Genomic DNA, 13,740 nt, shown 5'->3' with positions numbered 1-13,740 from the left:
TGCTGTTCCATTTAAACTGGTGTGCCAACTCCAAGTCTTGTTATTTCAGTTGCCGACCTTATTGTTTCACTTTTTGCAACACTATATACAACATATGTCAATTTACGCAACTATTTTACCCATTTATAGTAATCACTAATGAAATATTGACCATATTAATTAGGAAATTCACATGGCTAACTACTTCAACCGTCTCAACTTACGACAACAACTCGCTCAACTGGGCGTTTGCCGGTTTATGCAGAAATCAGAATTCGATGACGGGTGTGAATTTCTTAGAGGAAAAAAGATCGTTATTTTGGGCTGCGGGGCGCAAGGGTTTAACCAAGGACTGAACATGCGTGACTCAGGGTTGGATGTAAGTTATGCACTAAGAGCAGCGGCCATCGAGGAAAAACGTCCATCGTGGCAAAAAGCGACTGATGCTGGTTTTAACGTTGGTACCTTTGAGCAGCTTTTACCGACTGCCGATCTGGTTTATAACTTAACACCTGACAAACAGCATGCTGCCGTCGTTGAGAAAGTGATGCCGTTGATGAAAATCGGCTCAACACTCGCCTATTCTCATGGTTTTAATATCGTCGAGGAAGGCCAACAAATTCGTTCTGATATTACTGTCGTCATGTGTGCCCCAAAGTGTCCTGGCACTGAAGTTCGCGAAGAATACAAACGCGGTTTTGGAGTGCCAACATTAATCGCGGTTCACCCAGAAAATGATCCGCAAGGTGATGGTTTTAAGATTGCTAAAGCGCTGGCATCGGCGACCGGTGGTGACCGCGCAGGTGTCTTAGCATCTTCTTTTGTCGCTGAAGTTAAATCGGACTTAATGGGCGAACAAACTATTCTTTGCGGCATGCTGCAAACCGCTTCAATATTGTCCTATGACAAAATGACCGCCGAAGGTATTGATGAAAGCTACGCCGGTAAACTGGTTCAGCAAGGCATGGAGACAATCACAGAGGCGCTTAAAATTGGTGGAATAACTCACATGATGGATCGCCTTTCTAACCCAGCGAAATTAAGGGCATATGAGTTATCGGAAAACATAAAAACCTTAACTCGCCCACTTTTCGAGAAACATATGGATGACATCATTTCGGGCGAGTTTTCCAAAGGCATGATGGAAGACTGGCAAAATGGCGACCAGAACCTATTAAAGTGGCGCCAGGAAACTGCCGAAACGGGTTTTGAAAAAGCGCCACTAAGCGATAATGATATAGATGAGCAGACTTACTTTGATCAAGGAATCTTAATTGTCGCCATGGTAAAAGCTGGCGTCGAACTAGCGTTTGAAGTTATGACTGAAGCGGGCATTTTACCGGAGTCAGCATACTACGAGTCGCTTCATGAAACACCGCTTATCGCCAATACAATAGCCCGTAAACGCCTTTATGAAATGAATGTTGTTATCTCAGACACGGCAGAGTATGGCAATTATTTATTCGCTAATGCCGCTATCCCATTGCTGCAAAAAGAACTCATGAATAATGTTACAACCGAAGATATCGGCGGTGGACTAGAAATAAAATCTCACTCAGTAGACAATCAAAAATTAGTCGCTATCAATCATGCTATTCGAAACCATCCCGTTGAGACGATTGGCGCGACATTACGGCGTTATATGACCAATATGAAACAGATTATCAATTAAGGCTATGGTTAACTTTGTTAGTTTTTTTCGCTAGCGTTCAATGTACTTGAACCACTGCCCCACCCTATCAATGATAGGACTTTAAGGGGCAGTTTTTTTCCCTTCTTTTCATCCACCAGTTTTAAACGTCTTGGTTGGGTTAGGCTTTACACAGGTTCTGCTAAATGGAGAACTCTTTGACGATTTAGAAAATGTTTTCCCTTTGTGATCTTTCCAACTAATCATCATTTTACTCCAGCCAGTGTATTTCTTACCAGATTTCTTATTCCATGTGCGATAAAAGGATGAAGTCGTTGTTTTATTTTTTCCGTTTTGCCAATTGTGTTTTTTACTTCGTGTACCATCTTCATATTCAAGCCAAACTTTACCCGCAACTGCATATTTCGTCTGGATAGTCGCATCAAACTTAATCTTGGTTGGACAGTTTGACTGAGCAAACTTCTTAGTCACTTTAAATCCTTTCACCTCAACAGTAGAAGCATTAATGGGATCAGGGTACTCGACGCTCACAATATAGTTTCCGCCTTGCTGTTTAATCGATTTTAGCTTCCATTGATTAGTATTAATAACTTTACCCACGCTATCTTGAACGACTTTTTTAACGGCTTGGGCGATCTTCTTTCTATTTTGATTTAACGAACTTTTCAGCTGTTTTTGCACGGTTTTTCTAATCGCTTTTTTATAGTCAAAGATCTTCTGACACAAACCACCTAGTTTGCTACAAGCACCATTTATCTTAAAATCAGCCTTGAATTCGACCTTTGGATCTTTTTTAAAGCTAATTGAATTATCTAATATCGTCGGAATTAATGTTGCTTTGACCTGCGCATTATTCACTTCACCGTCGCGTTTTATCTTGACGCATTGTTTACCAAAAGCATTAATACACTTAATAATAATTTCCTTGCCTTGACTTTCAAAGTTGGCATTAAAAAGCAACTGATTTCCGTTTGCTTTGACGCTCAACTCAGAGGAAGCAAAATCATTGACATACCCGCGCCACATCCGCATCGTTTTACCTTTTTTGGTTTTCAATTTTACCGTAGCCTCTCCCAGGTTAATTAAATGCTTTTTACCATCGGGCGTCAAAACATAGCTATTGGCGTGGTACCAGCTAGTACCTTTTCTTTTCCCATAAGTATCGATATTTACTTGGGTACCCATCAGTTGATTGTTCATCGCACCAATTACTAAGGCAGTGGGAATTTTGACATCGATAGTATCAGCAGAGATAGGCTGTGAAACTGAGGCCAATAAACAAGTCGTAAGTATTAAGCATTGAGATATTTTCATTGTCTGGTCCTATTAAGCTCTGGTATTAATATTCTTGTGTCGAGTCAAACGGACATGAGGTTCAATCTTTATTCTTAAAAATCAATCATTTTCGCGAACCATTCAATCAGTGAAAATTTTTTTGAACCATTGATTGCCGCTTTGCGACTAACCGGCATTGATATACAATAAATCAAAGCTGTATGTCTTATGACTGACTATAAACTGACAATTAAATGCGTAAGATGGCTAAGCGTCTAACGCTATAACGATGGATAAGTAGCATGGCTCGGAAAGTACAGTGGCAAAAACGGTTGTTAGCAGGAGGTCGCAATTGTTTACTTTCTTCAATTGCGATTATGAGTATTCCGTACGCGCAAGCAAATGATCTCACGCTTAAGTTTGAAAATGCAAACAATCAATCATTCCAAACCCCTTCAGATGTACTTGAGTTTAAAGTAATCGGTTCGCTTAATACGGAACAGTTTCAAGAACTCGTTTTTGAACTGAACGATATCGATATCACCGCAATGATTGAGTTTAATGAAAGCGCGCCCCTCGTTATTAAGTTTAATCCGATTCAACCGCTGGCGTATGGCAATAATCAAATTACTGTTACCCAATTCAAGTCCGATGGCGAAATAGAAGAAATTGGAAATTGGCAATTTGAAGTGCGCCAATCGACTCTTTATCGAGAGGCAAGTTTTCAAGCACAGGTTGATTTAAATATTGACCATCGCATTGCACAGAGAAACCTCATGGACCTTCCTTATCGAACACAAGCACAAGGAAGCAGCGTGCTAGCCACCGCAATTAAGGGAGACGATTGGGAACTTACTGGTCAGATGGACTTACTCTATACTAGCGAAAAAGAATTTACCGCACGCGGTAAATCAGTCGATATGGGCGAATTCTTAATTGCAGCGCAAACCGGTCGATTCTATACCCAAGTGGGTCATCATAGTCTAACAACTAATAGTTTGATCATGGATAGTTTTCATCGTCGTGGTATTTCTAGTCAAGTATCGCTCGGAGAATTGAATAGTTCTGTGTCAGGATTTATGTTACGCACTGATGACATTACCGGTTTTCAAAAAGGCCTTGGCATCTCCCAAAAAGAAAATCGAGTTTCTGGCGTTACATGGAACTTAGCGCCTTACGAAGATGATCCAGAAAAACTCGTTCTCAGCTTTGGGTGGCTCGATGGCGAAGGTAATCAAGGTGGCGAAGGTGTCAATTTTTCAGGTACAAATCAAAAGGGTAAAGCATGGACCTTTGCCGCTGATGGAAACTTTTTCGAGCGCCAGCTAAGAATGAGAATAGAAAAAGCCTCGAGTGAATTTGATTTTGACGCCGGCGGGGCGGAATCAGCTTTAGATGATGATGCTCAATCATTTCTGGTTAGCTACCACTATTCGAGTGAAATGAAGGAAGGCGATTTAACCCCATGGGACTGGGTTCTCGGTGCAGAATCGCTCGAAGTGGGCAGTTTCTTCAAAAGTCTCGCCAACACTCATTTACCAGCCGACAAAAAGCTGAATCGAATATTTTCCACATTGAGCAAAGATCAATGGAGTTTTGATGCATCGTTTGGCGAAGAGGAGAACAATCTCGACAATGACAGTAATTTCTCAACGACTGAAATTACCCAGTGGTATTTGACGGCCAATTACGCTGCCAGTGAAGCGATTGATGAAAATTCTTTCTGGTCTTGGCTGGGTACTCCATCCTTATCGCTAGCCATTAGTGAAAATGAAATTCAGGATTTAATTACGGCACAGGGGCTCGATGCGCAGGATAATACTACGGACAACTTGATGTTAGCGGCCTCATTTAGTTACGACACATGGAGTTGGTCGATTGGTTGGGGCGAAGATAACTTCGAAGACTTTACAAACTTTCAAGTCGACAGCGAAACAGAATCCATTAACTTAGATGCGAGTTTTTTAATTGGTGAGTCATGGCAGCTCAATCCGAGTATTCAATGGTTAGAAACAGAAAGTATTGACATTGATAGTCAATCAAGCAATTTTCTTTATTCGTTGTCATCCAGCTTTGTTATTGTGCCCGATAAGTTATCTGGCGTTTTTCAATATGCCAGAAATCGGCTGGATGCTCGTCAACATTTGTTTTACACCGAGGATGGTGAATCAGAAAACCTCTCTGCCGCTTTCAGCTTAAATTTATCTGAAGCTAACATTAACCAAATGGGTATCGATCTTTCATTGTCATATGAAAGACAAAGACTCATCGATAATCTCGATAGTTTAAACAACCTTTCAAGCTATCAAATGTTTTTAAACTTTGTTTTGACGCTGCCCTATTCAGCGCCACACAATGAATAGTGCGGGAGCAGTAGAATGTTTAATCTAACCATAAAAAGTCTATTTTTAAGTGTGCTTACTTTGCCATTAATCTTAATCGCAGAGGTTAAGGCAACAGTAACGCCTAGTACAACTCAGCTCGTTCAAGATAGCGTTGTACCAATCAATGTGACCTGGCGATACAACACCGGGCCATTAGGAGAGGGAACAACCAGTTCACAACAGGGTATATTTATTAATCCTAACGCAAGAGAAGTGCTTGGCGTGATTAACACACCGTTAACCCGGTTAACCAATGCCAACCAGTTCGTTTCATTTCCTGAGTCAATTTTCGTTCCGGCCTCAGTTATCGCTCAAGCCAGCGACCTTGGCCTTAAAACAATTCAATACCAAAGAACATTTAATATCGGCACTGATCCCGCCTCAGGTGGCGCCGCGCGAGTTGAAACTGATATATTAACAATTCAACTAAAGTCGCTCAGTCAATTATCAATTGAACGTATTGCATTGCGTTTTGATAACGATCAAATTGTGCGCACAATCGGCAAAGGTGAACAAAGTCGAGTTATTGCACAAATTAATTATCAACAAGCCGGTTTATTGGATGCGGTTTGGGAAGTCGCAACTCCGCCCAGTACCTCTAGCCGGCCATTTTATCGTCCGATTCAAAACATTCGCCGCTACTTAGGTGCAGGTGGTAATGCACTTGTCCAAAGTCCAGTGTTACCGGCTGAAATAGTCGGTAATCATTTAGTTCGATTGCGAGTCAAACAGCCTCAGTTACGGTTTTCGACTACTGAACTGCGTTATGTGGTAACAGCAAACAGTGAAAAAGATTTAGCAAGCTTAGCAAAAATTCGCGTGATGCAACCTCCGGAAAATGCCCGCTTAACAAGCTCAACAGAATTTCAATGGCAAACGATACCGGGAGCAGATGCCTATCAACTCGAAATTTTTGCCGCAAGCGCATTCGAAATAGCCGAAAAAAGTCCTCGCTACCAAGAGGAAATCGAAACAACTAATCGTTTTCAAGTACCAAAAGGATCGCCTATAACTGGAATATTAGTTCCAGGCGAAACTAACCGCCTATCTTTATCCCAAGTGAGCCAGCAACACTTAATGGGTAATCGAGAATATTTATGGCGAGTCATCGCTATTAGCGAAAAAGGCAACATTATTGCCGTGAGTCCCATTCGCGCTATCAAAACGCCATAACAAAACGATTAAACGCTAAAACGAGTCATAGAGGAAAAAGTATTGTCATTATCGGTCAGTCAAGAGCAGGAAGCTATATCGCTAATAGAAAGAATTGCAGAAGGACAGCAAGGAGCGCTCGAGCGCTTTTATCGATTATTTGAATCAAGTGTTTATCGGTTCGCTTTATCGAAATTGAACGATCCTTTCGATGCTGCCGACATACTCAATGAAGTCATGATGGAGGTTTGGAAATCAGCTAAAAACTTCCAGGGACGTTCTAAGGTTTCGACTTGGATTCTGGGTATTACGAACTTTAAATCTATCGATAGAGTTCGTCAAAAAGCACGCAAACAAACGGCCGAACTCTCTGACACTATTGAGGATGAATCTCCCGAATTTGAATCTTTAATTAGTGCGGCGCAAAGTGAGAAACAAGTGAACCATTGTATGAGCAAACTAAAAGATGAGTTCAAAGAAGTTATTCATCTCGCTTTTTTCGAGGATCTCCACTATGAAGACATTGCCGAAATTGTTGAATGTCCAGCGGGAACAATTAAGTCACGCGTTTTTCACGCCAAAAATGCACTCAAGCAGTGCTTGCAAAAGTTTTTGAGGTAACATCAAGTGAGCAATGACAATCAAAAAGATTTGCCTTGGTTAATCAACCAAACCGAGACAAACAATGAAGCACTTAATAACGCGCTGGATTCTGACCAAGCGCTTCAGTCCGAAAAAGCGTTTCTGTCATCACTCCGTGCAAATTTAAAATCACAAAATGTTCCAACGCCAGGAGAATTTGGATTAGCACGTTTGAAAAGAGAAATCGCTGACTCCGAGAAAAATACCGGAACACCATTTTCAGGATTTAATCGTTGGGCGAGACCTGCGCTGGCGGCAGCGTTAGTTGTCGTGGTTTTACAAAGTGCATTATTAATCGACCAATCGAGTACTAACGACGAAAATTATCAGCCGCTTTCCGGCAGCAGCATCAGTGATAATCAAATCCAAATCTCATTTAAACCTAACACCACTGAACAACAACTGAGGGAAGCCATTTTACTGACCGGCGGAACTATCGTCGATGGCCCTGGAGAGTTAGGGGTTTATACGATAGCACTGGAAGAGTCGACTAATATCGAAAAGGTTATTACATCCCTATCGCAACTCCCCTTTGTCGACAATATCGTTGAGAATTGATATGCGAATTGACTGGCCAAAAGGTGTTCGAATAATAGCGCGTTTCATTGCTTTGTTTACGACGCTAGGATTACTGCTCGATACGAATAGTTTAACCGCTGCCGAGTCTCGAGCTAGCCAACAAGCCGCTGAAGTTTTGCCGCGGCCGAGCGCCTCAAAACCTGAAATACTCAAGATTAATCTGCAAAGCTGTGTCAAGTTAGGACAACAATTTACCATCGAAGGCAAAAACCTTGGCAATGGACGTAACTTGTCACTGTATATTGCTGATACTAAACCTGCGCTTCAATTAAACCCAATAAGTTGGTCGACGCGAAGGATCGTTACTGTTAACACAGACACGTCATTGATCGAGTTCGGGCGACGGTATCAACTCGGGATCCGAAAAAAAGGCCAAAAAGCCTGGCTAACCAAAAGTAAACTCTTGTTGGAGTTCTGTCGCCCGCCCAATTCGCGCCTTGAAACCGCCAGCGGTGAACCGGCGACAGTTAATTTCGATTCAACCACAGCACAAGCCAGAAATCCTAATGACGACGCCTCTGCTTCTCGCCAACCACCAACATCAAATGCGCGAATTGATGAAGGCGTGTCAAGAAATGTCACTGATTATGTTGATCGAAGTGGCAGCTTGATGGGACGATCCCTGCCTTCACCGCCGCAAGTCAGGATTGCGCCGCCGCCTTCGAAAAGCCCCGATTTCGAGCCTAACCAGTTAGTCGTTTTGAGTGCGGATATGCAAGAGGCAAATAAAGTCTCGGCTGAACTCAGGAATTTTAATATTCGAGTGAAAAGCCGCAAAAAACTTACAAACCTCGGATTAGTCATCAGCGTATTTAGAACACCGCAAGGTGAAGATCTTGTTGATTTGGCAAATCAAATCAGAGCCCAAAGTCCTGATATATGGGTAGATTTCAATCATCATTATCAACTCTTAGCCGACCCGAGGCATTCACTCGGACAAAAAATGGTTGACTGGCCAGAATCATGTAACAAACCGGCTCGCGTGGGACAACTCGACACGCAAGTTAACTTGCAACATCCTTCGCTTAATTCAAAGATGATAACAACCAAGCCATTTCGCCCGAAAAATTCTGAAGCCGTGCAAGATGGTCACGGAAATGCAATTGCCTCACTACTAGTGGGCAACAAAATGAACAATTTTCCTGGCGGTTTACTGACTCAAGGTCATCTATTTGCCGCTGATATTTTTTGGGAAGATTCCGATAAAAAATACACTTCAACCGAATGGATTATTAAAGGGCTCGACTGGCTGGTTAGTCAAAAAGTATCGGTTATCAATATGAGCTTTGGTGGTCGTCAGAACCTATTGTTAGCGCTTGCAATCGATCGTGTGATTCAAAAAAATATCACCGTGGTCGCAGCTGCGGGTAACTCTGGAAAAGATGCATTACCAATTTACCCCGCTGCTTTTAAAAATGTTATCGCCGTCACTGCCATCGATAAGAACCAAAATCTCTATAAAAAAGCCAATCGGGGTGACTATATCGACTTCGCTGCACCCGGCGTTGCGATTTGGACTGCGCATAAAAAGAATGGCTTTAAATATCAGCAGGGAACCTCTTTTGCAGCACCATTTGTCACCGCTATGGCAGCCGTAAGCGACATAGAAACCCTCAAAAACTCGAGTATCGATCTCGGTGAGCCTGGACGAGATAAAAGTTTTGGCTGGGGTCTTATTAAAATCAATGATGAGTGTAACTAAAAATTTAAACCGATATGTCAGTTGTTACGACTTAATCGTGAATCAATCAAAACTGGAGAGAGAATGATGAAATCCATGCTAGTAGTTATTTTAACGGCGGTCGCTTTATGTTTAGTGTCCAATGATGCAAGTGCTGCCGCCTATATCAAAATTGGCGACATAAAAGGCGAATCGATGCGGGCAGGGTCAGGACACGACAAGTGGATTGACATCGAATCTTACCAATTCTCAAATGGCGTATTGGTCATCAAACATAAAAACGGTAAGAAAGTTCGTCTAAAAGAAGGTATGTATCGTTTTAAAGACGGCAAGCAGTATCTTGTGAAGGCAGGCAAAGCGAAACTGGTCGCCAAAGGTAAACGCTCAATTATTCGGGCAAAAACAAAAAGTGTTACTGTCAATAAGCCTGGTGTCGAGCGAGAAAACATCGGCGTGAAACAGAAAAAAGGCCAAGATGATAATGAGTAGTTAGCCACTTTTGAGCATCTTTTCCATTGGAATTGCGGCAAGCAAGCAGGCGGTCTTCATTAAACATCGGCCAAGTCGCAATTCTTTATTTTCTTGCCTAATGCCATAAAATTCGGCTTCAATTCGCAATTTCTAACAAAATTTCCGCGATTTTAGGCATCTGGAGCTATACTTTCCTCGTATATATTTAGCAATTGATGTAACATCCGGGCCGAGTTCCAAGTCTACAATTTCATCCATCGGAAAATTCTGTTTTGACCACTAATATGCAATTAAATTGGCTCAAAAAAGCAGCCTTTTCGCTAATGAGTCTTGCTGTAATTTCAGGCTGTAGCACCGTTATCACAAGCGCTGGGAATAACCTCGCCGACCAACTTGGTCGAGCGGTCGCTTCCAGTGACGATTTAGAAACGGTAAAAGACGGTATTCCAGCTTACATGCTGCTACTGGAAGGCATAATGCAGGATGATACCGAAAACCCTGACTTACTCCTCAGTTCAGCTAATTTGTACGCCGCATATGCGACGATCTTTGTCACTGATAGTGAGAGACAACGTCGTATGGCCAGCAAGGCACATAACTATTCACTTGCGGCAGCCTGTCTTGAAGACGATGATTTCTGCAATTTGAAATTACTGAAATATGACCAATTTACCCAGCTAATCGATGAGGTGGATGAAGACGAAGTTGATTTGTTATTCACGCTTGGAAAAAGTTGGGCGGCACATATGCAAGCTTCGAGCGACGATTGGAACCAAGTCGTTCATTTACCGAAAGTCCAATACATTATGGAGCGTGTGATTGCTATCGATGGTACAATCGACAACGGCAACGCGCATTATTACCTCGGTATCATCCATAGCTTGGTACCACCAGCACTCGGCGGCAAACCGCAATTGGCCTTAAAGCACTTCGAAGAGGCCGATCAAATCGCCAATCAGCAAAATCTAATGATCAAAGTGACTTTAGCTGAACGATATGCCCGCGTCATCTTCGACCGCGACTTACATGACAAATGGCTAAAAGAAGTCATCGCGAATCAGGACGATTTTGCTCAATACCGCCTTATCAATACTATCGCTAAAGAAAAAGCTGAAGCGTTATTAAAATCAGCCGACGAATTTTTCTAGGAAATAAAATGAAAAACCTTTTCGCTATATTGTTATTCTTGATATCCAGTTCTGCTCACGCGGTGACCCTCAAAGTTGCCACGATTTCTCCAGAGGGCTCTAGCTGGATGAAAAGTATGCGCGCAAGCGCCAAAGAGATTGAGAAAAAAACCGAAGGCCGAGTTAAAATTAAATTTTATACCGGTGGGGTCATGGGCAATGACCAAGCCGTATTAAAAAAAATTCGCTTTCGACAACTTCAAGGCGGCGCTTTAACCAGTAGTAGTCTTGCCAATACCTATCCTGACAGTCAGCTTTATACCCTTCCTATGGTCTTCCGTGACCAAGAGGAAATTGACTATGTGCGAGCAAAACTTGATCAAGAATTACTCCAAGGTTACGAGGATAATGGTTTTGTTGTGTTTGGTTTTGCTGGCGGTGGTTTTGCTTACCTGATGTCAAAAGATCCGCTTAAAACCATTGATGATGTGCGATCTCATAAGGTTTGGATCCCGAGCAATGACAAGGCAGCTAGCGAAATTGTCAAAGCGTTTGATATTAATCCGATTCCGCTTTCACTTGGCGATGTTTTACCGAGTTTACAAACGGGTATTATCGATACAGTCGCAACATCACCAATAGCAGCAATCGCGCTTCAATGGCACACCCAGGTAAAATACGTCATCGACTTACCTATCCTGTATATCTATGCTTATTTCACGGTTGAGAAAAAAGCGTTTAACAAGCTCAAGCCTGACGATCAAAAAATCTTTAAAGCTGTCATGACTAATACTTTTCGGGAAATCAACGAGAAGAATAAAACAGAAAACGAAGCCGCAAAGCAAGCACTGGTTAATTTTGGCATAGAGTATATCCAACCCGCCGATGTCGACCGCCAAGCTTGGTATAAGATTGCCGCACAAGTTGGACCCAATATGGTCGAACAAGGAAGAATCTCGGCTGATCTTTTCGCAAAACTCAATCAAGTCATCGAAGAATACAGACAACAATCTAATCAAACGGTAAATAATGCAGCGACTACTCAATCAACTGCATCGAATTGAGCAAGGTATTCTTTGGCTAATGCTGGTCGCACTAATCGCGGCCGGCTTGTTACAAGTAATCCTTAGAAATGTATTTGATACAGGCATCCTTTGGAACGAAACTTTAATCCGTGTTTTGGTACTTTGGCTCACCTTGCTTGGGGCACTGTGCGCGACAGTTGATAATCGCCATATAAAAATTAACATTTTCGACCGTTTAATTCCCAAACCATTTATTTCGCACTGGCAGTCATTCTTGCACTTAGTCAGCGCCAGTGTTTGTTTTTTGGTAGCTTATTACAGTTTCGGTTTTGTACTCGAGGAATATAGTTACGGCGAAATCGCTTTTGGCGTGGTTCCAGTTTGGGTGACCGAATCGATTATCCCGATAGGTTTCGGTTTGATGGGTCTTCGATTTGCTATTCAAATGGTAACCTGCTTGACAGTTTCCAAGGAAGTTAACTAATGGAATGGTTACTACCGGTTATTATTATTCTTCTAGGGCTTTCGGGACTTCCGCTTTATATTGTCATCGTTAGCCTTGCAATGTGGGGTTTTTACCTCGCAGAAATTGACTTGTTTGTTATCGCAATTGAAATATATCGACTAACCGATATTCCCATTCTCTCGGCACTTCCGCTCTTCACTTTTGCAGGCTACTTGTTGAGCGAAAGTAAAACTTCTGAGCGATTAGTCGCGGTATCAAAAGCGTTGCTTGGTTGGCTTCCCGCTGGACTCGCGATTGTTACACTTTTGGTGAGCGCGATATTCACGGCATTCACTGGTGCTACTGGAGCCACTATCGTCGCCTTAGGCGCATTACTCTATCCGGCATTGGTATCAGAAGGCTATCGCGAGAATTTTAGTCTAGGCTTAGTGACGACTTCCGGTAGCTTGGGTTTGTTAATACCTCCTGCGCTGCCGCTGATTTTATACGGTGTTATCGCCCAACAGCTCGATCTTGAGATTCAATTCACACTACAGGATTTACTCGTCGCTGGAATTATCCCTGCGTTATTAATGGTGTTTCTGTTGAGTGTGTGGGCGGTGGTGAGTAATCGGCAACAGACCTCACAACGTGTGAGTTTTTCATGGCAACGACTGGGACAAGCTGCCAAACAAAGTGCATGGGAATTGCCACTGGTTCCGCTCGTACTGATCGGCGTATACAGCGGCTTTTTTACCCTCTCAGAAATCGCTGTCATTAGTTGTGTTTACCTGATCATCGTTGAAGTATTTGTTTATAAAGAAATTCCCGTTAAGCGCTTGACCACGATCGGTAGCCAAGCGATGGTAATGAGTGGCGGAATTATGATCGTTCTAGCGGTGTCCCTTGCGCTAGCTAACTGGATGGTCGACCAGTCATTGCCCCAACAATTATTCGAGTGGACTAAGCAATATGTTGATGACAAACTGAGCTTTTTAATTCTGCTGAATATTATTTTGTTGGTACTGGGTGCTGTACTTGATATTTTTTCAGCCCTCGTCATTATGGTGCCGCTAATTTTGCCAGTCGCTGCAAGCTTTGGTATCCATCCGGTACACCTCGGCATTATCTTCTTAGCGAACATGCAGATCGGCTATCTTACGCCTCCTATTGGAATGAATTTGTTTATTGCCAGTTATCGATTTGGCAAGCCGATTGGTGAGATCTTTCGCTCGGTAGTACCATTTATCTTGTTGCTACTGCTTGCGCTTTTGATGATTACTTACATCCCACAACTCAGTTTAATGTTTGTCGGCTAGTAAGTGTTTA

Annotated in this window: 12 protein-coding genes; 11 read left to right on the top strand and 1 reads right to left on the bottom strand. The window is 42.5% G+C overall.

Translation table 11 applies throughout. From position 1 onward, the window contains the following. Positions 1 to 172: 172 nt before the first annotated feature. Positions 173 to 1,651, top strand: a complete 1,479-nt coding sequence (ilvC, locus tag FLL45_RS09375) for a ketol-acid reductoisomerase (protein WP_142941755.1) — start codon at positions 173 to 175, stop codon at positions 1,649 to 1,651. Positions 1,652 to 1,759: 108 nt separating this feature from the next. Here the strand turns inward: ilvC and FLL45_RS09370 are convergent, their stop codons facing one another. After that, positions 1,760 to 2,944 carry a hypothetical protein gene (locus tag FLL45_RS09370; RefSeq protein WP_142941754.1) on the bottom strand — a complete coding sequence of 395 codons (1,185 nt, stop codon included), beginning with the start codon at positions 2,942 to 2,944 and terminating at the stop codon, positions 1,760 to 1,762. 263 nt (positions 2,945 to 3,207) lie between these two features. Here FLL45_RS09370 and FLL45_RS09365 point away from each other — a divergent pair, with 263 nt between their 5' ends. The 10 genes from FLL45_RS09365 to FLL45_RS09320 all read left to right on the top strand — a co-directional run bounded on the left by FLL45_RS09365 (position 3,208) and on the right by FLL45_RS09320 (position 13,730). Further along, complete coding sequence (locus FLL45_RS09365) at positions 3,208 to 5,268, top strand: hypothetical protein (RefSeq protein WP_142941753.1); 2,061 nt, start codon at positions 3,208 to 3,210, stop codon at positions 5,266 to 5,268. A 15-nt stretch (positions 5,269 to 5,283) separates the two neighbouring features. Beyond that, entirely contained in the window at positions 5,284 to 6,462 is a 1,179-nt protein-coding gene (locus FLL45_RS09360) for a hypothetical protein (protein WP_142941752.1), read from the top strand. Positions 6,463 to 6,504: 42 nt separating this feature from the next. Next, positions 6,505 to 7,062 (top strand): RNA polymerase sigma factor, encoded by a 558-nt coding sequence (locus tag FLL45_RS09355; protein ID WP_185964393.1) that lies wholly within the window; start codon positions 6,505 to 6,507, stop codon positions 7,060 to 7,062. A gap of 6 nt (positions 7,063 to 7,068) precedes the next feature. Continuing rightward, complete coding sequence (locus FLL45_RS09350; protein ID WP_142941750.1) at positions 7,069 to 7,641, top strand: S8 family serine peptidase; 573 nt, start codon at positions 7,069 to 7,071, stop codon at positions 7,639 to 7,641. Between the two features lies 1 nt (position 7,642). Beyond that, the gene (locus FLL45_RS09345; protein ID WP_142941749.1) at positions 7,643 to 9,364 is read left to right on the top strand and encodes a S8 family serine peptidase; all 1,722 of its coding nucleotides are present in this window, start codon (positions 7,643 to 7,645) and stop codon (positions 9,362 to 9,364) included. A gap of 63 nt (positions 9,365 to 9,427) precedes the next feature. Beyond that, positions 9,428 to 9,832: a hypothetical protein gene (locus tag FLL45_RS09340; protein ID WP_142941748.1), complete on the top strand. Its 405-nt coding sequence runs from the start codon at positions 9,428 to 9,430 to the stop codon at positions 9,830 to 9,832. A 305-nt stretch (positions 9,833 to 10,137) separates the two neighbouring features. Next, positions 10,138 to 10,962, top strand: a complete 825-nt coding sequence (locus FLL45_RS09335; RefSeq protein WP_185964392.1) for a TRAP transporter TatT component family protein — start codon at positions 10,138 to 10,140, stop codon at positions 10,960 to 10,962. An 8-nt stretch (positions 10,963 to 10,970) separates the two neighbouring features. Further along, positions 10,971 to 12,005 (top strand): TRAP transporter substrate-binding protein, encoded by a 1,035-nt coding sequence (locus tag FLL45_RS09330; protein WP_142941746.1) that lies wholly within the window; start codon positions 10,971 to 10,973, stop codon positions 12,003 to 12,005. After that, positions 11,971 to 12,450 (top strand): TRAP transporter small permease, encoded by a 480-nt coding sequence (locus FLL45_RS09325; protein ID WP_142941745.1) that lies wholly within the window; start codon positions 11,971 to 11,973, stop codon positions 12,448 to 12,450. Before FLL45_RS09330 ends, FLL45_RS09325 begins: the two co-directional genes overlap by 35 nt. Next, positions 12,450 to 13,730, top strand: coding sequence for a TRAP transporter large permease (locus FLL45_RS09320; protein ID WP_142941744.1), 1,281 nt, complete (start codon positions 12,450 to 12,452; stop codon positions 13,728 to 13,730). The genes FLL45_RS09325 and FLL45_RS09320 overlap by 1 nt, the downstream gene beginning before the upstream one ends. Positions 13,731 to 13,740 lie beyond the last annotated feature (10 nt).

The organism is Aliikangiella marina (assembly GCF_007004765.1).
Lineage (GTDB): Bacteria > Pseudomonadota > Gammaproteobacteria > Enterobacterales > Kangiellaceae > Aliikangiella > Aliikangiella marina.
This window is presented reverse-complemented; position numbering and strand designations above follow the sequence as displayed.